The sequence below is a fragment of the Allobosea thiooxidans genome (assembly GCF_900168195.1).
GTDB classification, from domain to species: Bacteria; Pseudomonadota; Alphaproteobacteria; order Rhizobiales; family Beijerinckiaceae; genus Allobosea; species Allobosea thiooxidans.
Genome location: NZ_FUYX01000004.1, coordinates 370,668 through 383,881 on the forward strand (window position 1 = coordinate 370,668; position 13,214 = coordinate 383,881).

General features: G+C 67.3%; 12 protein-coding genes. 2 read left to right on the forward strand and 10 right to left on the reverse strand.

Annotated elements, in window-relative coordinates; all coding sequences use genetic code 11:
* Positions 1 to 39: 39 nt before the first annotated feature.
* The 8 genes from B5Y19_RS09945 to B5Y19_RS09980 all read right to left on the reverse strand — a co-directional run bounded on the left by B5Y19_RS09945 (position 40) and on the right by B5Y19_RS09980 (position 9,376).
* Complete coding sequence (locus tag B5Y19_RS09945) at positions 40 to 1,329, reverse strand: ArgE/DapE family deacylase (RefSeq protein WP_055726561.1); 1,290 nt, start codon at positions 1,327 to 1,329, stop codon at positions 40 to 42.
* Positions 1,330 to 1,462: 133 nt separating this feature from the next.
* Entirely contained in the window at positions 1,463 to 3,070 is a 1,608-nt protein-coding gene (locus tag B5Y19_RS09950; RefSeq protein WP_055726560.1) for an ABC transporter ATP-binding protein, read from the reverse strand.
* A complete protein-coding gene (locus B5Y19_RS09955; protein ID WP_055726559.1) occupies positions 3,067 to 3,903 on the reverse strand; it encodes an ABC transporter permease in 837 nt (278 codons plus the stop codon). The genes B5Y19_RS09950 and B5Y19_RS09955 overlap by 4 nt, the downstream gene beginning before the upstream one ends.
* Before the next feature lie 133 nt (positions 3,904 to 4,036).
* The gene (locus B5Y19_RS09960; RefSeq protein WP_055726558.1) at positions 4,037 to 5,014 is read right to left on the reverse strand and encodes an ABC transporter permease; all 978 of its coding nucleotides are present in this window, start codon (positions 5,012 to 5,014) and stop codon (positions 4,037 to 4,039) included.
* Positions 5,015 to 5,182: 168 nt separating this feature from the next.
* A complete protein-coding gene (locus B5Y19_RS09965; RefSeq protein ID WP_244555544.1) occupies positions 5,183 to 6,748 on the reverse strand; it encodes an ABC transporter substrate-binding protein in 1,566 nt (521 codons plus the stop codon).
* A 154-nt stretch (positions 6,749 to 6,902) separates the two neighbouring features.
* Positions 6,903 to 7,697, reverse strand: a complete 795-nt coding sequence (locus B5Y19_RS09970; protein WP_139384334.1) for a bestrophin-like domain — start codon at positions 7,695 to 7,697, stop codon at positions 6,903 to 6,905.
* Positions 7,698 to 7,808: 111 nt separating this feature from the next.
* Positions 7,809 to 8,378, reverse strand: a complete 570-nt coding sequence (locus tag B5Y19_RS09975) for a helix-turn-helix transcriptional regulator (RefSeq protein ID WP_176168602.1) — start codon at positions 8,376 to 8,378, stop codon at positions 7,809 to 7,811.
* A 224-nt stretch (positions 8,379 to 8,602) separates the two neighbouring features.
* Positions 8,603 to 9,376 (reverse strand): GntR family transcriptional regulator, encoded by a 774-nt coding sequence (locus tag B5Y19_RS09980; protein WP_244555545.1) that lies wholly within the window; start codon positions 9,374 to 9,376, stop codon positions 8,603 to 8,605.
* 59 nt (positions 9,377 to 9,435) lie between these two features.
* Here B5Y19_RS09980 and B5Y19_RS09985 point away from each other — a divergent pair, with 59 nt between their 5' ends.
* Both B5Y19_RS09985 and B5Y19_RS09990 read left to right on the forward strand, forming a co-directional pair.
* Positions 9,436 to 10,380: a PfkB family carbohydrate kinase gene (locus B5Y19_RS09985; protein WP_244555546.1), complete on the forward strand. Its 945-nt coding sequence runs from the start codon at positions 9,436 to 9,438 to the stop codon at positions 10,378 to 10,380.
* Between the two features lie 144 nt (positions 10,381 to 10,524).
* Complete coding sequence (locus B5Y19_RS09990) at positions 10,525 to 11,634, forward strand: helix-turn-helix transcriptional regulator (RefSeq protein ID WP_139384335.1); 1,110 nt, start codon at positions 10,525 to 10,527, stop codon at positions 11,632 to 11,634.
* 147 nt (positions 11,635 to 11,781) lie between these two features.
* Here B5Y19_RS09990 and B5Y19_RS09995 read toward each other — a convergent pair whose 3' ends face one another.
* Entirely contained in the window at positions 11,782 to 12,906 is a 1,125-nt protein-coding gene (locus tag B5Y19_RS09995; RefSeq protein ID WP_055730780.1) for an anhydro-N-acetylmuramic acid kinase, read from the reverse strand.
* Positions 12,903 to 13,211, reverse strand: a complete 309-nt coding sequence (locus B5Y19_RS10000; protein WP_055730779.1) for a DUF1330 domain-containing protein — start codon at positions 13,209 to 13,211, stop codon at positions 12,903 to 12,905. The genes B5Y19_RS09995 and B5Y19_RS10000 overlap by 4 nt, the downstream gene beginning before the upstream one ends.
* Positions 13,212 to 13,214 lie beyond the last annotated feature (3 nt).

Consider the following 13,214-nt stretch of genomic DNA (forward strand, 5'->3'; position numbering starts at 1 on the left):
AACCGGTTCCCACTTTTCGGTCCGATGCTTGGACCGCGCTCAAGCCTCGATGCTTTCGAGCCCGCACCATTCGGCGACGAAGAGCGCCATGGCGCCGGTGATGCGCTTCACCGAGGCGAGGCTGACGCGCTCGTCGAAGGCGTGGATGTTCTCGCCCATCGGGCCGTAGCAGAGCGCCGGGATCTTATCGTAGAGCGCATGCACACGGGTATCGAGATAGGCCGCCGTCATGAAGCTCTTCAGGGGCTTGCCGAGCGCGGCTTCATGGGCACGGGCGAGCACGGCTTCCGCCTCGCTGCCGGGCTCCAGCACGTAGCCCTCGGCCCAGAAGCCGTTGAAGGTCACCTTCGGCGGGTTGTTGGCCAGGAAGGAATCGCCGCGCGCGGCCTCGCGGATGCAATCCTCGATGCGCTGCGCCGTCTCCTTGGCGGTGACGCCCGGATAGAGCCCGACGCGGCAGTCGACGCGGCACCAGCACGGCACCGAAGAGGCCCAGTCGCCGCCCTCGATCTTGCCGATGTTCAGGTTGATCGGATGCGGATCGTCCTCGAAATGCTCGCGGCCCGCCTTCTCGAGATTGAACTGCTCCTCGAGGTTCCGCAGCGCCGCGACGACGCGATAGGCGGCGTCGATCGCATTGGCGCCGGTGCCCATCTCGCGGACATGGGCGGGGATACCACGCACCTCGAACTGGAACCAGAGCACGCCGGCATTGGCGCGCGCCAGCATCTCGTATTCCGGCTCGGGGATCAGCGCAGCCTCGGCGCGGTAGCCGCGTAAGTGCGTCATCAGCGCGCCGTTGCCGGTCGATTCCTCTTCGACCACGGATTCGACATAGACCGTTGCCGCCGGCTGCATGCCGATGCGGCGCAGCGCATCGAGGCAGAAGAGATTGGCGGCGGAGCCCGCCTTCATGTCGGCACTGCCGCGGCCATACATCCAGTCGCCCTCGATGACAGGATCGAACGGCGGGTGCTTCCATTGATCGGCGGGCCCCGCCGGGACGACATCGACATGGGCCTGAAGGATCAGCGAGCGGCCCTTCTCCTCGCGGGGGCGGTGAATGCCGACGACGATCGGGGCTTCGGAATGCGTGTCGGAGAAAGGCGCGCCGCCGGGATGGGCGGCAATCGCCTCCTTATCCATAGCGAAGCGGTCCATGGTGAAGCCGCGCTGCTTCATGGCGCGGAAGATGAAGTCCTGGACCGTGTGCTCCTGCCCGCGGGTCGAAGCGAAGCGGACGAGCTCCTGAGTATAGGCGACCTGCTCGTCGAAGCCAGCCTCGACGGCGGCGAGGATCTTGTCACGCAAGGCGAGATCGAGGGGCATGGGCGGGTCTCCTTTAGGCCAAATCCGTCATGCTCGGCCTTGTGCCGAGCATCCACGCCTTGCGACATGGATGAAGGGAAAGACGTGGATGGTCGGGACAAGCCCGACCATGACGCGGAGCGTGGTTCACGCATTAGTGCCCGAAGCGCCCGCCGCCCGGCACCGCCGCCAGCAGTTGCCGCGTATACGCGTGCTGCGGGTCGGCGAAGATCGCGGCGGTCGGCCCGCTCTCGACGATGCGCCCGCGCTGCATCACGGCGATGCGGTCGCAGATCTGCGCGGCGACCCGCAGATCATGGGTGACGAAGAGGATGGCGAGGCCGAGCCGGCCCTGGATGTCCTTGATCAGCTTGAGGATCTGGGCCTGCACGGAGACGTCGAGCGCCGAGACGGCCTCGTCCGCCACCAGCACATCCGGTTCCAGCGCCAACGCCCTTGCAATGCCGACGCGCTGGCGCTGGCCGCCCGAGAATTCATGCGGGTAGCGATCGATCGCATTGGCGGAGAGGCCGACGAGCTCCAGCAATTCCTTCGCCCGCGCCAGCGCCTCCTTGCGCGGCGTTCCATGAGCGACCGGGCCGTCCGAGATGATGCGGCCGACGGTCTGGCGCGGGTTGAGCGAGGCGAAAGGGTCCTGGAAGACCATCTGAATGCGCTTGCGCTGGCGGCGCAGTTCGGCCGGCTTCAATTCGGAGAGGACGAGATCGCCGAGCGCGATGCGGCCGCGATCGGGCTCGATCAGGCGCAGGCAGCAGCGCCCCACCGTCGACTTGCCCGAGCCGGATTCGCCGACGAGTCCGAGCGTCTCGCCGCGGACGAGCGCGAAAGAGATGTCGTCGGCCGCCTTGACCTCGCGCGCGACGCCGAAGAGCGAGCGCTTGCGATAGATCTTGCCGAGCCCTTCGACGCTGATCACCGGCGCAGTGTCCGGCAGCGGCGGCAGCACGGCCGGCGTCAGGGAGGGAACCGCGGCGAGCAGCTTCTGGGTATAGGGATGACGGGGGGAGCCGAGCACCTGATCGGCCGTGCCTTCCTCGACCAGCACGCCCTTCTCCAGCACGGCGATGCGGTCAGCGATCTCGGCGACCACGCCCATGTCATGGGTGATGAAAAGCACGGCCGTGCCATGGCGGTGGCGGAGATTGTCGATCAGCTTGAGGATCTGCGCCTGGGTGGTGACGTCGAGTGCAGTCGTCGGCTCGTCGGCGATCAGGAGCTTGGGTTCGAGCGCGAGCGCCATCGCGATCATCACGCGCTGGCGCTGGCCGCCCGAAAGTTCGTGCGGATAGGCCTTGGCGAGGCGCGGCGGATCGGGCAGGCCGACCTCGGTCAGGAGCTCGATGGCGCGGGCCCGCCGCGTCGCCTTGTCGTGCAGGCCATGGGCCTCGAAGGTCTCGACGATCTGGTCGGAGATGCGCATGACCGGGTTGAGCGAGGTCATCGGCTCCTGGAAGATCATGCCGACCTCGCGGCCGCGCACGTCCTCCATGGCCGCCTCGTCGAGCGTAAGCAGATCGCGCCCGGCGAGCTTGATCGAACCGGCGGTCGGCTTCACCGCCTTGGGCAGAAGGCCCATCACCGCATGGGCGATCATCGACTTGCCGGAGCCGGATTCGCCGACGACGCAGAGCGTCTCGCCGGGTGCGATCGTGAGCTTGATGTCTTCGACGGCATTCGGACGATCGGCCATCACCGGCAGCGCCAGCGTCAGCCCTTCGATGGCGAGCGCGGGCGTGGTCATTCGTGCCCCCGTGCCAGGCGCGGATTCAGCGCATCGTTCAGCCCCTCGCCGGCGAGGTTGAGGGCGAGCACGGTCAGGAAGATCGCGAAACCGGGAAAGAAGCTGATCCACCAGGCGTCGAGCAGGCGCGTGCGCCCGGCCCCGACCATATAGCCCCAGCTCATCAGATTGGGGTCACCGAGGCCCAGGAAGGACAGCGAGGATTCGAGCAAGATCGCCGAGCCGATCATCAGCGAGCCCATGACGATGATCGGCGCGATCGTGTTGGGCAGGACCTGGCTGAAGATGATCCGCGGCGTCGACTGGCCGATGGTGACGGCCGCCTGGACATATTCGCGGGTTCTCAGCGAGAGCACCTCCCCTCTTACCAGCCGCGCCACCGGCGGCCAGCTCACCACTCCGATCGCCAGCACGATCGATCCCAATTGCGGCTGCAGGATCGCGACCAGCACGATGGCGAGCGCGAAGGAGGGAATGGTCTGGAAGAACTCGGTGAAGCGCATCAGCGCGTCGTCGACGAAGCCGCCGGCATAGCCGGCGATCGCGCCGAGCGGCACGCCGATCACCAGCGCGACCAGCGTCGAGACCACGCCGATCATCAGAGAGACACGGGCGCCATGGACGAGGCCCGAGGCGAGGTTGCGGCCGAGCGTATCGGTGCCGAGCGGAAAGCGCTCCATGACGAAGGGCGCCAGGAAGGGCCGCGCCACCGGGCGCCAGGGCGACTGCGGATAAAGCGTCGGCGCAAAGATCGCGAAGGCGACGACGGCGAGCAGGATGACGATGCCGATGACGGCGCCGCGATTCCGGGCGAAGCGCTTGAGGAAGTTCATGCTGCGGTTTCCCCACAACCCTCATCCTGAGGAGCGCCGCAGGCGCGTCTCCGGAGCCTCCTGAAACATCCTTCGAGACGCCGCTGATGCGGCTCCTCAGGATGAGGATTCGGGTTGGACAGGCAACGGGCTCTCATGCGCTCGCCTCGATGCGCGGATCGGCGATGCGGTAGACCAGATCGGTGAGGATGTTGAAGCCAACGACCATCGCCGAGGAAACGAAGAAGACGCCGAGCAGGACGGAATAATCGCGCTGGACCAGCGCATCGAACATCAGCCGGCCGATGCCCGGCCAGGCGAAGACGGTCTCCGTCAGCACGGCGCCGCCGACGAGCTGGCCCGCCTGCAGGCCGGCCAGCGTCACCACCGGCAGGATGGCGTTGCGCGCCACGTGCCGGCGCCAGACCCGCGGCTGCGAGACGCCCTTGGCGCGGGCCGTCTTGACGAAATCGGCGCCCGCCACCTCCAGCATCGAGGCCCGCATCATCCGGGCATAGAGCGCCGTGAAGAACAGGCCGAGCGTCAGCGCCGGCAGGACGAGGTGCTGGCCGATGTCGAGCGCTCGCGCCAGGCCGGTATAGTTCGCGCCGATGGTCTCGTAGCCGACATTGGGGACGACCCCCAGTTTCAGCGCGAAGACGATCTGGCTCATCAGAGCGATCCAGAACAGCGGCGTCGCATAGAACATCAGCGCCAGCGTGGTGATCAGGCTGTCCGACCATTTGCCGGCCCGGCGCGCGGCGAGCGCGCCCATCGCCGTGCCGACGACGAGCGAAACGAGAAAGGCCGCGCCGGTCAAAAGCAGCGTCGCCGGCAGGCGCTCCATGATCAGGTTCAGCACCGGCTGCTGCTGGCGGTAGCTGAAACCGAGATCGAAGGTCAGGTAGCCCTTCAGATAGATCCAGAGCTGGGTCAGGAAGGGCTGGTCGAGGCCAAAGCGTGCACGCAGCTGCTCGAGGAGCTGCGCGTCGGCGGCGCCCGCCTCACCGGCGAGCACCTGCGCCGGGTCGCCCGGCGCGGCCCGGATCAGGAGGAAGTTCAGCACCGCAATCGCGAGCAGGACGAGGACGCCCTTCACGAGTCGGCCGGCCAGGAATTGCGCGAGGTTCATTCAGTCCTCTTCCCGATGACGGGGCCTCCACCGTCATGCTCGCCCCTGTGGCGAGCATCCACGTCTTGAACTCCGTCACCGACCAAGGAAGATGTGGATGGCCGGGACAAGCCCGACCATGACGCACAACGCGAAGGCGCCTTCCTCGAAGGGGCGGCCGCCTCGCCCTCACTCCTTCCAGGCGTCGCGGAAGCCGTCGTTCACGCCGATGCCGGTGGTGACGAGGTTCTTGACGTTGCAGCGGTAGATGGTCGGGAAGTCCATCTCGAGCAGCCAGAGCACCGGCAGATCGTCGGCCAGGATCTTCTGGATCTTGGTGTAGAGGTCCTGACGCTCCTTGTCGGTCGGCGCGATCGCGGCATCGGCGAAGAGCTTGTCGACCTCCGGATTGGAGTAGCCGCCGACATTGGCGAAGGGATTGCCCTTGGCGATGTTGGACGAGATGTAGGAGCGTGCCACGCCCATGGCGGGGTCGCCGAGCTGGTAGAGGAAGTTGAAGTTCAGGTCGAAATCCCAGTTCGACGCCTTCTGCGTCCAGCCGGGCACGTCGGTGTTCTCGATCTGGACCTTGACGCCGACATCCTCGAAATTCTGTTTGATCGCCTCGGACCAGCGGCTCCAGGTCTCGCCATAGGGCAGGTTGAGCAGCTTGATCGTCTCGCCCTTGTAGCCGGAGGCCTTGATCAGCTCCTTCGCCTTGACGGGGTCATAGGTGTATTTCGGCACGTCGGCCGAATAGAACTTCGTCTTGGACGAGATCGGCCCGGTCGGCAGCTTGCCGAGGCCGCCCCAGACCACGTCCTTCCCGAATTCGCGGTCGATTGCGTACATCAGCCCCTGGCGGAACTGCTTGTTGCCGAGGATGCCGTTGCGCACGTTGGGCGTGAGCCAGGCATGGGGGGCGAACATCTCCCAGCCCTTGGTCGTCATGCAGGTATTGGGCAGCTTCGACAGGCGCGCCACGTCGTAGACGTCGACCGAGCCGCCGGTCAGCACGTCGACCTTGCCCGTCTCGTAGGCAACGGCGCGGGCAGCTGCATCGGGAATGATCTGCCAGTAGATCTCGTCGAGGTTCGGCTTGCCCTTCAGCCAGTAGTCCTCGTTCCTGACGAGGTGGATATAGGAGCCCTTCTTCCACTCCTTGAGCTTGAAGGGGCCGGTGCCGATCGGCGTGTTGTTGGCGGGGTTCGCGCGATAGTCGGTGCCGTCATAGATGTGCTTCGGGATCATCGGCGCAGAGGCGACCTCCTGCGTCACGATCATCGGGCCGAAGGGTTGCTTCAGCGTGATCTTGACAGTGAGGTCGTCGACCTTCTCGATCTTCTCGACCTGGGCGTTGACGATCGGGCGCCAGCGCGGATGGACGTCGCGCAGGAACTTGTCGAGGGTGAAGACGACGTCATCGGCCGTGAAGGGCTTGCCATCATGCCATTTCACGCCTTCCTGGAGCTTGAAGGTGTAGACCTTGGCGTCCGGCGAGATCTCCCAGCTCTTGGCGAGCGAGGGCTGCGGCTCGAGCTTCTCGTTATAGCGCAGCAGCGACTCGTAGATATTGCCGGCGACCATGTTGGTCGGGCCATTCTGGTTGAGGCCCTGCATCAGCATCGGCGGCTCGGGCTGCACCACGACATGGACCGTCCCGCCCTTCTTCGGCTCCTGGGCCTGCGCCACGCCGAGCGCTAGCAGCGACGCGGCAAGCGCCAGACCAAATCTCAACCCCGTCACCTTAGCCATCATCGTATCTGTCCCCTGTCTCGTGCCGAGATCGTATCGTTTGAATCGCGTCACGCGGACGCGATCCCGAGCATCGCACCCGATCATGCGGCTCTTGGCAAGCACCGGGCCAATCCAAAATTCATGGGAAACAGCGGCGCCGGAGGACCTCCGCTCAGCGGAGCATGCTGGCCAGCGCGTTGCGCATCGACAGGCTCGGAACACCGAATAGCCCGCCATAATGGGTCTCGAGGTCGGTGATCACGAACATGACGGTCGAGATCGAGACGACGCCGATGGCCAGGACGATCGCGGCGAGGCGCTTGCGCGGCACCTGCAGGCCGAAGCTCAGGAAGACGAGCATGAGCCAGAAGGTGACGATGCTGGAGAACAGCGGCGAGACCGGGCCCTGGACATCCTCGATCACGGCCCAGCGCCGCTGCTGCAGCTGCTGATAGGTCGCCCGGCACGCAGCGGCGAGGTTTCGGTGAAGCTCGTCCGCAGGGGCGAGGCCGCTGATCTCGCGCCCGATGCGATCGAGCATCCGGCCCAGCGTGACGTCCTCGCCCTCGCGCACCATGGTGCTCGTGTCGGGATAGGACACCCCGGTCGGCCTCGGCTCCTGCGGCCAGGTGCTGGCGATCACGGCGGCGGTGTAGCCGCGCAGGATGTGTCGGGTCGCCTCGGCATCCGCGCCGTAGCTGCGCAGGCATTCGTCCAGCTGCGCGAGCTGGGCTGCATCCGCGCCGCGATCCCGATAAGCCTTGTCGAAAGCGGCCTTGACGCTGGAGAGCTGCAGGCTGAGCACGAGCGCGGCAAAGGTGACGAGAAGGCTCGTCACCAGGCGCAGAGCTTCGATGTTCCGATCGGACAGATGCTCTTCCGGGAGCCAGCCGCGCAGCTTGACGCCGAGGACCGCGCTCGCGCTCAGCAAAGCGCAGAAGGTGAAGGCCGCCAGCGTCTCAGCCATGGTCGCCATCGCTCCGGGCAGATGCGGCCCGGCCGCAGCCTCAGAGGGCTTCCAACGGCGTTGCGTGTCAAGATGTGCGGGAACGGCCGATCCGGCCGCGCCGCAGGCGGATCAGCGCGCCTCCTCGACATAGGTCGCGACGAAACGGACGAGCTCGCTCTGCCGCGCCGTCCCGGTCTTGGCGAACAGCCGCTGGAGATGGGTCCGTGCCGTCGTCGGGGCGATGCCGAGGCGCTTGGCAGCGATGATCGTGTCCAATCCCTCGACGATGAGCACCAGCATGCGTTCTTCCGTCGGCGTCAGGCCGCAGGCCTCGCTCACCTGCGCGATGTTCCGGTCCATCGCACTCTCGGGATCGTCGACGGTGAGGATGAAGAGGTCGATGCTCGCCAGATGAACGGCGTCGATCGCCACCTGCCGGCCGGAGCGCAGCGCCAAGGGCAGCCGTGTCTCCCCGATGGCGCTGCCGCCCCGGCAACGCTTCAGCCAGACCTGGAGCCGGGCCATGAAATCCTTGTCGCAGGCGGTGAAGCGGTCCGGACCGCCGAGCCCGTCGTGGGCGAGCTCCGCGGCGCCGCGATTGCTGAACAGCGCATTGAGGCCGGCATCGATGACGAAGACGGGCTTCGAAGCCTGGTCGGCCGCACCGGGCGCCGCATCCCGGCGAGCCGGAAGCGGCATGAAGTTCGTCCTGCCCGCAATCGAGACGTGGAGTGACATCGCAAGATCCATCCCTGCAGTGCGGCGCCTGCTCGCCTGGAGACCAGCTCCGGCCGGGCGCGCCTCTGTCCTCCTTGGTCGTACCGGCAGCCAAGGAGGTTCAAAGCCGGGATGGTTTGGATCGGGATTGGTCTTCTCGGAGCATCGTCCGCCGTCGGCCCAGGCCTCCCGCGAGGCGAGGCCGCTCAGATCGTCAGCGTCAGCCGATAGGTATAGGTGTCGCCGCGGAACAGGCCCTCGACATATTCGAGCATATCGCCATCGGCGCCATAGCTGCGGCGCTTGATCAGCAGGCACGGCACCGGTTGCCGAAAGCCGAAGATCGCGCATTCCTCCTCGGTCGGCTCCGCCGCCTCGATCGTCTGGTCGCAGCGCACGAGCGGCAGCCCTAGCGCGGCGAGGCGGGCATAGACGGATCCGGAGAGATCGTCCGTCGCCAGGTCCGGGGCTCGCTCCAGATTGTACCAGGCGGCCTCGCGCGACATCGGGACGCCATCGCCGGAGCGGACGCGGACCAGCCGGAGGAAGGCCGCGTTCGAGGGGCGGCCGAAGATCGAGGAGATCGAGCGGTCCGTGACGACCTCCCGTTCGAGAATGCGCGACGACGGCACGCGGCCGAGCTCGCGCATCTCCTCGGTGAAGCCCTTGAGCCGGTCCATGCCGGAATGCAGGCGGGGGCCCGGCCCTTGCACGATCGAGCCCAGGCGCCCCTGCGCGCTCAGCAATCTTCGCTGTCGCAGTGCGTTGTAGGATCGTTGTACGGTGGTGCGGCTGATGCTGAGCCGTTCGGCAAGCTGGCGCTCGGCCGGCAGCGTCGTCCCGGGCGGCAGGGTGCCCTCGCCGATAAGTCGCGTCAGCTGGTCCTCCAGCTGCTGATAGAGCGGCTGGGCGGTATCGTTGCGCAGCTCCAGAAGCTCCTGGAACGGCGGTCTCGGAATCGGGGGCTTGGACGCTGTCATCGTTCGCATGGTCGTGACACAACCGGCGTAGCAGTTCGTGGATGGGAAAATCAAACCCTATGCTCGACAAGCCGATCTTCGTTCTCGGAAGCTTCGTTCTCGCCTGCACGGCCAAAGTCGACCGCTTTCCGCAGCCCGGAGAATCGATGGCCGCGCAGCGTGTCACGATCGAGCCCGGCGGCAAGGGGCTGAACCAGGCGATGATGGCGCGGCGCCTCGGCGCCAGCGTCGACGGGCTGCTCGCGGTCGGTGACGACCTGGCCGCCCGCTTCGCCCTGCCCGCGCTCGAACGTGCCGACCTGCCGAAAACCATGCTGCTGCCGATCGGGGGCGAAAGCGGCAGCGGCATCGGCTTCATCGACGCCGAGGGCGAGACCTGCCTCGCCATCGCCCCCAACGCCAATCTGGCCCTTTCCGCCGCCCATGTCCGCGCCAGAACCGAGGCGATCGAGGGCGCGGCGCTGGTCACCGCCCAATACGAGATCGCGGACGCGCCGATCCGCGAGGCCTTCGCCCTGGCGCGGCGGGCCGGCGTGCCGACCCTGCTCAACCCCTCCCCTTTCCGCGCCATCTCCCGAGAGATCCTGGGCACGACCTCGATCCTGATCGTCAATGAAACCGAAGCCCGCAGCCTGGCCGCCACGCTCGGCCTGTCCGCGGAGGCGGCGGCGACGCCCAACGGCTTCGCGGCCGAACTCGCCCCCGCGATCCGGGCGCGCGGGCCGCGCTGCGTCGTGCTCACCCGCGGGGCCGCAGGCGCGGTCGCAGCGGCGGCGGACGAGGTCGCGGAGCAGCCGGGCTTCGCCGTTGCGACGACCGATTCCCTCGGCGCCGGCGATGCCTTCGCCGCCACCTTCGGCGTGCGGATGGCACAACGCCTGCCGCTGAGCATCGCGCTGCGCGAGGCGGCCGCCGCCGGCGCCTTGACCACGACCCGGCCCGGCGTCTTCGAGGCATTGCCACGGGCCGACGAGATCGCCGCGATGATCGCCTCGCCGCACTGAGCCGATCGGAAACCCGGCCAGGCATTTGGATTGTTTTTGGACTTTGACGGGGGCGGCCGGGCTGCTATCGTGCGTGCCGCATTTATCTCGTGCCGACTCTGCCAGCGGGGGCCAGCCATGCCGCGTCCGGATGTCGATGCCGTCATGACCGCTATCGATCAGCTGCTCGCCGGCGCGATGGACGAGGAGCAGATGCCGGCCGCTGCCGAGACGATGCGCAAGCTGTTCAACGGCTCGAAGGCCTGCTTCGCCAGCGTCGGACCGGAGCCGGAAGACTGGATCGCCTATGCGACCAATCCGGACATCTCTCTCGAAGAGCATTGTTTCGGCGAGCTGGCGCCCGAGTTCGTGGAGATGGGCTTCGCCTTGCGCGGCATCCCGCTCGGCGTCGTCTATCGCGACCAGGAGGTCTTCGGCACGGAGGCGCTGCATCGCTCGCGCGTCTGGCGGGAGTGGATGCGCCCGCAGGACATGTATGGCGGCATGGCCTGCCGGCTCGCGGACAATGGCGAAGCCTTCTGGTTCTTCGACGTCCAACGTGGCGAGCGGCAGGAGGGCTTCGACGGCGAGGACGCCGCGCTGCTCGGCAAGCTCTACCCGGTCCTGAGGCGCGTCGCCGAACTGCGCCGCCATATCGGCCGCGTCACGCTCCAGCGGGATCAGGCTCGAGGAACCCTCGATCGGCTGGCCCTGGGGATCACGATCCTCGACCACGAGATGCGGATCACCTACGCCAACGAGCGCGCCGACGAGATCCTTGCTTCGCCCGAGAGCGCCGCCGGCCTGCGGCAGGGGCGGCTCTTCGCCCGCCAACCGGCCGACCAGCGCAAGCTCAAGCGGCTCGTCGAGGCCGCGCAGCAGAGCGCGCACGACCCTCTCGCCGACCATCAGGCCAGCATGATCCTGCGTGGCAGCGACGGCGTTCATTCCCTGTCCGCCTGTGTCATGCCCGCTCCCTCATCCGCCTGCCCGCAGCAGCACGGCAAGGTCATGATCGCGCTGAGACGGCTGGAGACCGCGACAGACCTCGTCGCCTGCGCACGCCAGCTCTTCGACCTGACCGACACGGAAGCCAGATTCGCATCCGCCCTCGCGAACGGATCGTCCCTCACGGAAGCGGCCGAGGCCCAGCGCGTCCGCATCTCGACCGCACGGACGCATCTGGCGCGGATCTTCCAGAAGACCAACACCCGCCAGCAAAGCCAACTCGTGTCATTGTTGCGCAGCGCGGCCTTGCCCCTTCAACCGCGCTGACCATGTCGGCAGACCCGCCTATCCGCTCGTCCCCCGGTGGCGTGCCGAAACGATCTTTCGTGGTCCGCCGCAGCGACCGCCATTTCCCTCATTATGAGGCTCCGGCGCGCGGCCTTCGTCCTCCAAATGACGGAGAGCCGGCCTCGCCTACGCGCTCCGCCGGGGGCGGTGCAGCCTTCCGCCCGTCAGCGGCCGCGGCACGCCGGTGGTCGAAGGAAGGCTGAGGGGCAGCTCCTTGACCGAGCGGATCGCGAAATAGGCGAAGATCTGTGCCTCCAGCGCATCGCCATTCCAGCCCACGGCCTCGACGGGATCGACCGGCACCCCCAGCCGCTGGACAAGCCGCGCCATGAAATGCCGGTTGAGCCGGCCGCCGCCGCCGACGAGCCAGCGCTTTGGCGTACGCGGCACATGACGCAATGCGGCGACGATGCTCTCGACGGTGAAGGCCGCCAGCGTCGCGGCGCCATCGGCATCGGAGAGCGTCTCGACGACCTGGGCACGGCGATGGAAATCGTTGCGGTCCAGCGATTTCGGCGCCGGCCGATCGAAGAACGGGTTCGCCATGAAACCGTCGACGAGGTCGTCATGGACGCGCCCGCTCGCGGCCAGCGCGCCATCCGCGTCATAGGCGCGGCCGAGGCGGCGCAGCACGAAATCGTCGAGGATCGCGCTGGCCGGGCCGGTGTCGAAGGCGATGACGGTCTCGCCGTCGATATAGCTGACGTTGCCGACGCCGCCGAGGTTGAGCACCATCACCGGCTGCTCCAGCGCCTGGGCCAAAGCGCGGTGATAGAGCGACGCGAAGGGCGCGCCCTCGCCGCCGGCGGCGACGTCCGCATCGCGGAAACGGTCCACGGTCGGCACGCCGAGCGCATCGGCCACGGTCTGGCCTTCGATGAGCTGGCGGGTGAAGCGCTGTTCGGGGCGGTGATAGATCGTCTGGCCATGCAGGCCGACGAGGTCGATTCCGGCCGGGTCGAGACGCTGGTCGGCGAGGTAGCTGCGGATCGCGGCGAGATGATCGGCGGTCACCGCGGCTTCGAGCTCGACGAGTGGCTCCGCCGAGGCCCTGGCGGCATCGGCGATCACAGCCTGGAGCGCGCGGCGCGTCTCGTCGCGATAGGGGTAGGAGGCGCCGGCTCCGAAGGCGACGGCATCGCGCCCGTCGCTCGTCACCAGCGACACGTCGATGGCGTCCATCGAGGTGCCGCTGATCACGCCGACCGCGGTGAGCGTCTCCCGCGCGAGGTCGCGCTCAGCCGAGCTCATTCGCCCGGCTGCGGGCCTTCATAGCCGCCGATGATGATCAGGTCGGATTTGCCGGCGGCGCTCAGATGCTTGATCGCCTCCTGGTATTCCGGCGAGGCGTAGCAGGCACGGGCCGTCGCCTCATCCTTGAACTCGATAACGACGTTGTGCTTGCGGCCCTCGCCGCGGGCGAGCTTGTACTCGCCGCCGCGGACGATGAACTTGGCGCCGTATTTGGCGAAGGCGACCGCGTTCAGCGAGCGGTACTTGGCGTAGGCTTCCTCGTTCTCGACGTCGACGCGCGCGACCCAATAGCCCTTAGCCATGGC

What these genes read in the sequence shown, in the direction of transcription:
- B5Y19_RS09965 (WP_244555544.1), bottom strand. Translation starts at nt 6,748, where the DNA reads ATGGCTAAGGTGACGGGGTTGAGATTTGGTCTGGCGCTTGCCGCGTCG.
- B5Y19_RS09970 (WP_139384334.1), bottom strand. Translation starts at nt 7,697, where the DNA reads ATGGCTGAGACGCTGGCGGCCTTCACCTTCTGCGCTTTGCTGAGCGCG.
- B5Y19_RS10000 (WP_055730779.1), bottom strand. Translation starts at nt 13,211, where the DNA reads ATGGCTAAGGGCTATTGGGTCGCGCGCGTCGACGTCGAGAACGAGGAA.
- B5Y19_RS09995 (WP_055730780.1), bottom strand. Translation starts at nt 12,906, where the DNA reads ATGAGCTCGGCTGAGCGCGACCTCGCGCGGGAGACGCTCACCGCGGTC.
- B5Y19_RS09980 (WP_244555545.1), bottom strand. Translation starts at nt 9,376, where the DNA reads ATGACAGCGTCCAAGCCCCCGATTCCGAGACCGCCGTTCCAGGAGCTT.
- B5Y19_RS09955 (WP_055726559.1), bottom strand. Translation starts at nt 3,903, where the DNA reads ATGAACTTCCTCAAGCGCTTCGCCCGGAATCGCGGCGCCGTCATCGGC.
- B5Y19_RS09960 (WP_055726558.1), bottom strand. Translation starts at nt 5,014, where the DNA reads ATGAACCTCGCGCAATTCCTGGCCGGCCGACTCGTGAAGGGCGTCCTC.
- B5Y19_RS09945 (WP_055726561.1), bottom strand. Translation starts at nt 1,329, where the DNA reads ATGCCCCTCGATCTCGCCTTGCGTGACAAGATCCTCGCCGCCGTCGAG.
- B5Y19_RS09975 (WP_176168602.1), bottom strand. Translation starts at nt 8,378, where the DNA reads ATGCCGCTTCCGGCTCGCCGGGATGCGGCGCCCGGTGCGGCCGACCAG.
- B5Y19_RS09985 (WP_244555546.1), top strand. Translation starts at nt 9,436, where the DNA reads ATGCTCGACAAGCCGATCTTCGTTCTCGGAAGCTTCGTTCTCGCCTGC.
- B5Y19_RS09990 (WP_139384335.1), top strand. Translation starts at nt 10,525, where the DNA reads ATGACCGCTATCGATCAGCTGCTCGCCGGCGCGATGGACGAGGAGCAG.
- B5Y19_RS09950 (WP_055726560.1), bottom strand. Translation starts at nt 3,070, where the DNA reads ATGACCACGCCCGCGCTCGCCATCGAAGGGCTGACGCTGGCGCTGCCG.